Below are 7,593 nucleotides of genomic sequence, written 5' to 3' on the forward strand. Positions count from 1 at the left end.
CCCCCTGAGCAGCCCGTGAGCCCACCCCGAGGAGCAGCGCCATGTGCCGGTCCGTCGACGTCAAGCAGGCCGTCCTCGCCAAGAACGACGACCTGGCCGCCACCCTGCGCGGCGATCTGGCCCGGCAGGGCTTGGCGTTGGTCAACCTGCTGTCCAGCCCGGGCAGCGGCAAGACCGAACTCCTGGGCCGGGTACTGGCCCATGCGGTGGAACAGGACGTCCCGGTGGCCGCGCTCACCGCGGACCTGGCGACCGAGAACGACGCCCGCCGGCTGGCCCGTTCGGGCGCGCCGGTGCAGCAGGTGTTCACCGACGGGCTGTGCCACCTGGAGGCCCGGCAGGTGCGCACCCGGCTGGAGGGCTGGCTGCCGGCGGACACCGCCGTGCTCTTCGTGGAGAACGTGGGCAACCTCGTCTGCCCGGCGTCGTACGACCTCGGCGAGACGCTGCGGATCGTGCTGATGGCGGTGACCGAGGGCGAGGACAAACCGCTGAAGTACCCGACCGCCTTCGGGTCCGCCCACCTGGTCGTGGTCACCAAGACGGACCTGGCCGCAGCGGCCGGCTTCGACGAGGACACCTTCCGGGGCAACGTGCACCGGGTCAACCCGGGGGTGGAGATCGTACGGTCCTGTGCCCGCACCGGCGACGGCGTCGACGCCCTGCTGGAACGGGCGCTCGCCGCCCGCGACGGAGCCCCGCCGCACCACCCGCCCCTCGCGCCGCACCCCCACGCTCACAGCCACGTCCACGAACCGGCCGGCGAGAAGAGCCGCGGTCAGGACCCCGGCCAGGACCCCGACCACCCCGCGCATCCACACCCGGCGACCGCGCCCGTCTCATGACCGCGCCGCCGACCGGCCCGGTACGCCGCCGGCTCACCGTGCGCGGCACGGTGCAGGGCGTGGGCTTCCGCCCGTACGTGCACCGCCTGGCCGCCGACCTGGCGCTGACCGGCTTCGTGAGCAACACCGCCGGCGGAGTGCTCATCGAGGTCGAGGGCCCGCCGGAGGGCGTCGCCAGGTTCTGCGACCGGCTGGCCCGGCAGCCGCCGCCGCTGGCCGCGGTGACCGGCATCGGACACGAGGACCTGCCCGCCACCGGAGCCACCGCCCCGTTCGCCATCCGCCCCACCGAACAGTCCACGGGGCGGACCCAGCTCCCGCCCGACACCGCGACCTGCGCCGACTGCCTCGCGGAGCTGGCCGCCCCGGCCGACCGCCGGCACCGGCACCCCTTCATCACCTGCACCCACTGCGGCCCCCGCTTCACCATCGCCACCGGCATGCCGTACGACCGGGTGGCCACCACCATGGCCGGCTTCCCGATGTGTCCCGCCTGCGCCCGGGAGTACGCCGACCCCGCCGACCGGCGCTTCCACGCCCAGCCCGTGGCCTGCCCCGGCTGCGGCCCCCGGCTGACCCTGGTACCGGCCGGCGGCAGCGGCGTCCGCCCGGCCCGGGGCGCCGGGGCCCTGGCGGGGGCCCGGGCCCTGCTCGCCGCGGGGCGGATCGTCGCCGTCAAGGGCGTCGGCGGCTACCACCTGACCTGCGACGCCACCGACGCCCGCGCCGTCGCCACCCTGCGCGCCCGCAAGAACCGGGGCGGCAAGGCGTTCGCGGTCATGTGCGCGGACCTCGACACCGTGCAGCGCATCGCCGGCCCGACCGAGCGCGAACGGGCCGTGCTCACCGGCCCCCGCCGCCCCATCGTCCTGCTGCGCCGAGGCGCCCGGACCGGCGGTCTCCGTCTTGCCGACGAGGTGTGTCCCGGCAGCCCCCACATCGGTGTGATGCTGCCCTACACCCCGGTGCACAGCCTGCTGTTCGGGCTGCCCGGCGATCCGCCCGGTCCCCGCGTGCTGGTCATGACCAGCGGCAACCGCTCCGGCGAGCCCATCGTCACGGACGACGGCGAGGCGCTGACCCGGCTGGCCGGGCTGGCCGACGCCTGGCTCGCCCACGACCGGCCCATCTCCTCCCCGTGCGACGACTCGCTGCTGCGGGTGCGGCCGGATGGCACGGAGCAGGTGCTGCGCCGCTCCCGCGGCTATGTGCCCCGCCCCGTGCGGCTGCCGGTTCCGGTGCGTCCCGCGTTCGCGGTGGGCGGCGACCTGAAGAACGCCCCCTGTGCCGGCGAGGGCGACCAGGCCTGGCTCGGCCCGCACATCGGCGACATGGGCGACCTGACCACCCTCGAGGCCGCCCGGCGGGCCGAGCGGCATCTGCTGCGTCTGACCGGCGTCATCCCGGCGCTGGTGGCCGCCGACCGGCACCCGGGCTATCACTCGGCCCGCTGGGCGCGCGACCGGGCCGCACAACTGCCGGTCCGGGAGCCCGTGTTCGTCCAGCACCACCACGCGCACATCGCCTCGGCCATGGCCGAACACGGCCTCGACGGCGGCACGCCCGTGATCGGCGTCGCGTTCGACGGCACCGGGTACGGCGACGACGGCACCGTCTGGGGCGGTGAGGTGCTGCTCGCCGACTACGCCGGCTACCGCCGCTTCGCCCACCTGACCCCGGCCCCCCTGCCCGGCGGCGATGCCGGAGTGGCCAACCCCTGCCGCCTGGCGCTGGCCCGGCTGTGGGCCGCGGGACTGCCGTGGGAACCCCACCTGCCCAGCGTCGCCGCCTGCGCACCCGAGGAACTGACCGTGCTGAAAAGGCAGCTGGAGCGGGGACTGGCCTGTGTGCCGACCTCCAGCATGGGGCGGCTCTTCGACGCCGTGTCCTCCCTGGTGGGCGTGTGCCAGCGCGCGGGATACGAGGCACAGGCGGCGCTGGAACTGGAGGCTGCGGCGGCCGAGGCCCACGACGCGGACGGTGCTGCGTACCCCTTCGGCATCAGCGCCGGCCCGGGCCCGCTCGGCTGCGACCCCGCGCCGATGCTGGAGGCACTCCTGGCCGACCGGCGGCGCGGCACTCCCGCACCGGTTCTCGCTGCGCGCTTCCACCGGGGCGTCGCGCGTGCCGTCGCGGAGATCTGCCGGCGCGCCCGCGGGTCCGCCGGACTGACCACCGTCGTCCTCAGCGGCGGCGTCCACGCCAACGGCCTGCTGGAGGAGGAGTGTACGGCCCTGCTGGCCGCGGACGGCTTCACCGTGCTGCGCCACGGCGAAGTCCCGCCGAACGACGGCGGGCTGGCACTCGGCCAGCTCGTGGTCGCGGCGCACGGGCGACAGGACGCGCGGCGCCCGGGGGCCGCCGTATGAGCCGGCCGGGCCGACGCCCGGCGGACCGGACAACCCGCGGACCGGGCAACCGGCGGCCCGCAGACAGCGACGAGACGGAGTGACCCATGTGCTTGGCAGTGCCCGGCAAGGTCGTGTCCATCGACCACCGCGCCGACCCGCTCACCGGCCTGATCGACTTCGGCGGGGTGCAGAAACAGGCGTGTCTGGAGTACCTGCCCGACCTCCGGGTGGGGGAGTACGTGATCGTCCACGTCGGCTTCGCCCTGCAACGGCTGGACGAGGAGTCGGCCCGGGCCTCCCTGGAGCTGTTCGAGCAACTGGGGCTGCTGGAGGAGGAGTTCGGCGACGCCTGGCAGCAGGCGGCCGAGCAGTCCGGGAACGTGGCCCCGCAACCGGCCGGGGCCGCGGAACGCGAGGGAAGCGGGAGCGAGGCCCGATGAAGTACATCGACGAGTTCAACGACCCCGAGCTCGCCCGGAACCTGCTGGACGAGATCCGCGCCACGGTCACCCGGCCGTGGGCGCTGATGGAGGTCTGCGGCGGCCAGACCCACTCGATCATCCGCCACGGCATCGACCAACTTCTCCCGGAGGAAGTGGAGTTGATCCACGGCCCCGGCTGCCCGGTGTGCGTGACCCCGCTCGAGGTCATCGACAAGGCGCTGGAGATCGCCTCGCGTCCCGGGGTGATCTTCTGCTCGTTCGGCGACATGCTGCGGGTGCCGGGCACCGACCGGGACCTGTTCCGGGTCAAGGGCGAGGGCGGTGACGTACGGGTGGTGTACTCGCCCCTCGACGCCCTGCAGCTGGCCCGGCAGCACCCCGACCGGCAGGTGGTGTTCTTCGCCATCGGCTTCGAGACGACCGCCCCCGCCAACGCGATGGCCGTGCACCAGGCCCGCCGCCTGGGCCTGGACAACTTCAGCCTCCTGGTCTCCCACGTCCGGGTGCCCCCGGCGATCGAGGCCATCATGACGGCGCCGGCCTGCCGGGTGCAGGGCTTCCTGGCCGCGGGGCACGTGTGCAGCGTCATGGGCACCGCCGAGTACCCGGACCTGGCCGAACGGCACCGCGTCCCGATCGTGGTCACCGGCTTCGAACCGCTGGACATCCTCGAGGGAATCCGCCGCGCGGTCCACCAGCTGGAGCGCGGCGAGCACCGGGTGGAGAACGCCTACCCGCGCGCGGTGCGCGAGACGGGCAACCCGGCCGCCCTGCGCATGCTGGAGGAGGTCTTCGAGGTCGCCGACCGGTCCTGGCGCGGCATCGGACTCATTCCCGCCAGCGGCTGGCGGCTGTCGGACGCCTTCCGCGCCCACGACGCCGAGCACCGCTTCGACGTCGCCGGGATCCGCACCGAGGAGCCCGCCGTGTGCCGTGCCGGCGAGGTGCTGCAGGGGCTGATCAAGCCCACCGAGTGCCCGGCCTTCGGCACCACCTGCACCCCGCGCACCCCGCTCGGCGCCACCATGGTCTCCAACGAGGGCGCCTGCGCGGCCTACTACCTGTACCGCCGGATGAACGGACAGGCCCCGCAAACCGCTTCGGCCCCGCGGGCCGCCCGGGCGGCGCAGGGCTCCCGTATCCCGCAGGAGGAGATGAACCCCGTTGGCTGAACTGGCTTCCGCGGCGGCCGAGGCCCCCGTCGACCCCGTGAACTGGACCTGCCCCGCACCCCTGCGCGACCAGCCGGTCGTGGTGATGGGGCACGGCGGAGGCGGCGCCCTGTCCGCCGAACTGATCCAGGACGTCTTCGCCCCGGCGTACGGCAACCCCACCCTCGCCGCCATGGGCGACTCCGCAGTCCTCCACCTGGGCGGTGCCCGGCTGGCGTTCTCCACCGACTCCTACGTCGTCAGGCCGCTGTTCTTCCCCGGCGGCAGCCTGGGCGACCTGGCGGTCAACGGCACCGTCAACGACCTGGCGATGAGCGGTGCCCGGCCCGCCTACCTCTCCGCGGCCTTCGTGCTGGAGGAGGGCGTGCAGCTGACCGTCGTCGACCGGATCGCACGCGCCATGGGCGCGGCGGCCGAGGCCGCGGGCGTCACCGTGGCCACCGGCGACACCAAGGTGGTGGAGAGCGGGCACGGCGACGGCGTGTACGTCACCACCACCGGCGTCGGTCTCGTGCCCGAAGGGGTGGACATCCGCCCGCAGCGGGCCCGGCCGGGCGACGTCGTCATCGTCAGCGGTCCGATCGGCCTCCACGGTGTGGCGGTCATGAGCGTCCGGGAGGGCCTGGAGTTCGGGGTCGAGGTCGCCAGCGACACCGCGCCGCTGGCGGACCTGGTGGCGGCCATGCTGGCCGTCACCCCGGACATCCATGTGCTGCGCGACCCCACCCGGGGCGGGCTCGCCGCGTCCCTCAACGAGATCGCCCGCGCCTCCGGCACCGGCGTCCGGTTGCGCGAGCGCGCCATCCCGGTCCCGGAAGCGGTGGCGGGCGCCTGCGGATTCCTCGGCCTGGACCCGCTCTACGTCGCCAACGAGGGCCGGCTCGTCGCCTTCGTGCCGCCCACCGGGGCCGAGGCGGTCCTGGCGGCGATGCGCGCCCATCCGCAGGGCGGCGGCGCCGCGCTCATCGGCGAGTGCGTCGCCGAACACCCCGGCATGGTCGTGGCCTCCACCGGGCTCGGCGGCACCCGGGTCGTCGACCTGCCGCTCGGCGAGCAACTGCCCCGCATCTGCTGACCCGGACACAGCGACCCCGCCGGTGCGCCGGGCACCGGCGGGGTCGCCGCGTTCCGGGCGGCGGGTCAGGGCGGGGCCGGTCCGGCCTCGATCCCGGTGATGTCCAACTCCCGTCCGCTGCGCAGCTCCTGGGACGGCCGGTCGCAGCGCGGGCACCAGAAGAACGGGGGCATGCCCACCGGGAACTCATCGGCGCACGGGGCGCAGTACGCCCGCGCGGTGACCTGCTCGACCACCAGCCGGGCCCCGTCCAGCGCGGTGCCCTGCCGGGCCACCTCGAAGGCGAACTCCAGGGCGTCCGGCACGACACCGGCCAGCTCGCCCACCCGCACCGTCACCGCCGAGACGGCATCCGCCCCGTCGGCACGGGCGAGTTCGCCCGCCCGCTCCACGATCGCGGTCGCGATCGACAACTCGTGCATGTGCTCACTGCCGTTCGGTCAGTTCCGCGAAGAACTCCTCGACGGCGGGCCACACCCGGCTCCCGCCCGACAGGCCCCGCCACTGCCGGCGGACGACGGCGACCATGCGGAAGCAGTCGTCGATGGGCACGATCCAGTGGTGGTCGCAGCCGTGCACGGTGTTCACCAGCAGCGCCTCCACGTCGGCCTCCATCGAAGCGAGCTGTGGACGTACGGCTGCCAGCCGCCGCCAGGCCGCCGCGTCCACCTCCCACCGCATGGCTCCCGCCGGGCTCGGCCCCTGTGCGGTGACCGTGCCGTCGGCGCGCGGCACGAAGAAGACCAGGCCGACCGGCACACCCAGGGCCGCGGTGTCGACCCGGGGCAGCCGGATACGGCGCCGGGGGACGAGCCGGAAGTGCCCGCCGCCGGCTCTCTTGCCGGCGAACAGCACCGAACAGGGGCCGCAGGCGCACCGCAGCTCCGCCTCCGTGGTGTCGTAGAGATGGGGGTGCTCCCCGGGCACCGGTGCGGCGCACAGGTCGCACGCCTCGGCGCGGGCCGTCGCCGTCCGTCCGGCCGAGGAGCGGATGACACGGGCCAGCGCCCCGTCCATGGTCACCGCGCCTCCCGCGCCCCGGACGCGCCCCGGCGCGCGAGCGTCTCCAGTGGTACGAACGCGGGAGCCGTCCGCCGCTCGGGGGCGCTCGGCAGTGGCTCCACCGCCGTCAGTTCCGGAGCGGCGGCCAGCACTGCCGCGCGGACCGCCTCGGTGACGTCCGGCACGCCGCCGCCGCACCCGGAACCGCACCCGCCGCCCGAGGTCAGCCGGACGCGGGCCACCAGCCCGTCCACGCCGGCCCACTCCACGTCACCGCCGCGCTCCTGCACGGCGGGCCGCAGCCGTTCGACCGCGCGGGCGGCCCGGCGCTCGGCGGACTCCGGATGGATCCCGTGCAGCACCAGCAGATGTCCGAGCAGTTCGTCCTCGGCCAGCCGCCGGGCCCGCTCTTCGCCGGTGTGGTCCAGGACCCGGGCCAGCGCCTCGCCGTAGACCTCGGTCAGCAGCCCCACCGCCTCCAGCGCGGAGCGCACGGTCGGACCGGGCGCGTCCTCCAGCCCCGCCAGCAGCTCGTCGACCCGGGCGAGCCGCGCCTCGACGTCCGGGTCCGCGAGCCGCCCGCCGGCCGGCTCCCGGTCGGCGTCAGCCATGGTTGGCTCCGTAGGTGGGGGTGTGGTGGGTGGTGAGGGTTTTGCCGTTGCCGATGTACATGTGGACGCCGCAGGGGAGGCAGGGGTCGAAGCT

8 protein-coding genes are annotated in these 7,593 nt (G+C 75.0%); 5 read left to right on the forward strand and 3 right to left on the reverse strand.

Annotated elements, in window-relative coordinates; genetic code table 11:
- Positions 1 to 41 precede the first annotated feature (41 nt).
- The 5 genes from hypB (at position 42) to hypE (ending at position 5,886) form a co-directional block, all read left to right on the forward strand.
- Positions 42 to 845 (forward strand): hydrogenase nickel incorporation protein HypB, encoded by an 804-nt coding sequence (gene hypB / locus ACH4UM_RS37290; protein WP_398189672.1) that lies wholly within the window; start codon positions 42 to 44, stop codon positions 843 to 845.
- Positions 842 to 3,214: a carbamoyltransferase HypF gene (gene hypF, locus ACH4UM_RS37295; RefSeq protein WP_398189675.1), complete on the forward strand. Its 2,373-nt coding sequence runs from the start codon at positions 842 to 844 to the stop codon at positions 3,212 to 3,214. The genes hypB and hypF overlap by 4 nt, the downstream gene beginning before the upstream one ends.
- A gap of 86 nt (positions 3,215 to 3,300) precedes the next feature.
- A complete protein-coding gene (locus tag ACH4UM_RS37300) occupies positions 3,301 to 3,636 on the forward strand; it encodes a HypC/HybG/HupF family hydrogenase formation chaperone (RefSeq protein ID WP_398189677.1) in 336 nt (111 codons plus the stop codon).
- A complete protein-coding gene (gene hypD / locus ACH4UM_RS37305) occupies positions 3,633 to 4,811 on the forward strand; it encodes a hydrogenase formation protein HypD (protein WP_398189680.1) in 1,179 nt (392 codons plus the stop codon). Before ACH4UM_RS37300 ends, hypD begins: the two co-directional genes overlap by 4 nt.
- A gap of 85 nt (positions 4,812 to 4,896) precedes the next feature.
- Positions 4,897 to 5,886 carry a hydrogenase expression/formation protein HypE gene (gene hypE, locus ACH4UM_RS37310; RefSeq protein WP_398189696.1) on the forward strand — a complete coding sequence of 330 codons (990 nt, stop codon included), beginning with the start codon at positions 4,897 to 4,899 and terminating at the stop codon, positions 5,884 to 5,886.
- A gap of 65 nt (positions 5,887 to 5,951) precedes the next feature.
- On the opposite strand, the gene hypA is transcribed toward hypE, so the two are convergent.
- From hypA to ACH4UM_RS37325, 3 genes are read right to left on the reverse strand one after another with little or no spacing between them, the layout of a single operon-like run.
- Positions 5,952 to 6,308, reverse strand: coding sequence for a hydrogenase maturation nickel metallochaperone HypA (gene hypA, locus ACH4UM_RS37315; RefSeq protein WP_398189683.1), 357 nt, complete (start codon positions 6,306 to 6,308; stop codon positions 5,952 to 5,954).
- A gap of 4 nt (positions 6,309 to 6,312) precedes the next feature.
- Positions 6,313 to 6,909, reverse strand: a complete 597-nt coding sequence (locus ACH4UM_RS37320; protein WP_398189686.1) for a DUF5947 family protein — start codon at positions 6,907 to 6,909, stop codon at positions 6,313 to 6,315.
- Positions 6,906 to 7,499 carry a NifU family protein gene (locus ACH4UM_RS37325; RefSeq protein WP_398189688.1) on the reverse strand — a complete coding sequence of 198 codons (594 nt, stop codon included), beginning with the start codon at positions 7,497 to 7,499 and terminating at the stop codon, positions 6,906 to 6,908. Before ACH4UM_RS37325 ends, ACH4UM_RS37320 begins: the two co-directional genes overlap by 4 nt.
- Between the last annotated feature and the right edge of the window lie 94 nt (positions 7,500 to 7,593).

It is taken from the genome of Streptomyces sp. NPDC020801, assembly GCF_044334385.1.
Lineage (GTDB): Bacteria > Actinomycetota > Actinomycetes > Streptomycetales > Streptomycetaceae > Streptomyces.

Coding starts and splice junctions, on each gene's coding strand:
- hypB (WP_398189672.1), top strand. CDS start 42: ATGTGCCGGTCCGTCGACGTCAAGCAGGCCGTCCTCGCCAAGAACGAC.
- hypF (WP_398189675.1), top strand. CDS start 842: ATGACCGCGCCGCCGACCGGCCCGGTACGCCGCCGGCTCACCGTGCGC.
- ACH4UM_RS37300 (WP_398189677.1), top strand. CDS start 3,301: ATGTGCTTGGCAGTGCCCGGCAAGGTCGTGTCCATCGACCACCGCGCC.
- hypD (WP_398189680.1), top strand. CDS start 3,633: ATGAAGTACATCGACGAGTTCAACGACCCCGAGCTCGCCCGGAACCTG.
- hypE (WP_398189696.1), top strand. CDS start 4,897: ATGGGGCACGGCGGAGGCGGCGCCCTGTCCGCCGAACTGATCCAGGAC.
- hypA (WP_398189683.1), bottom strand. CDS start 6,308: ATGCACGAGTTGTCGATCGCGACCGCGATCGTGGAGCGGGCGGGCGAA.
- ACH4UM_RS37325 (WP_398189688.1), bottom strand. CDS start 7,499: ATGGCTGACGCCGACCGGGAGCCGGCCGGCGGGCGGCTCGCGGACCCG.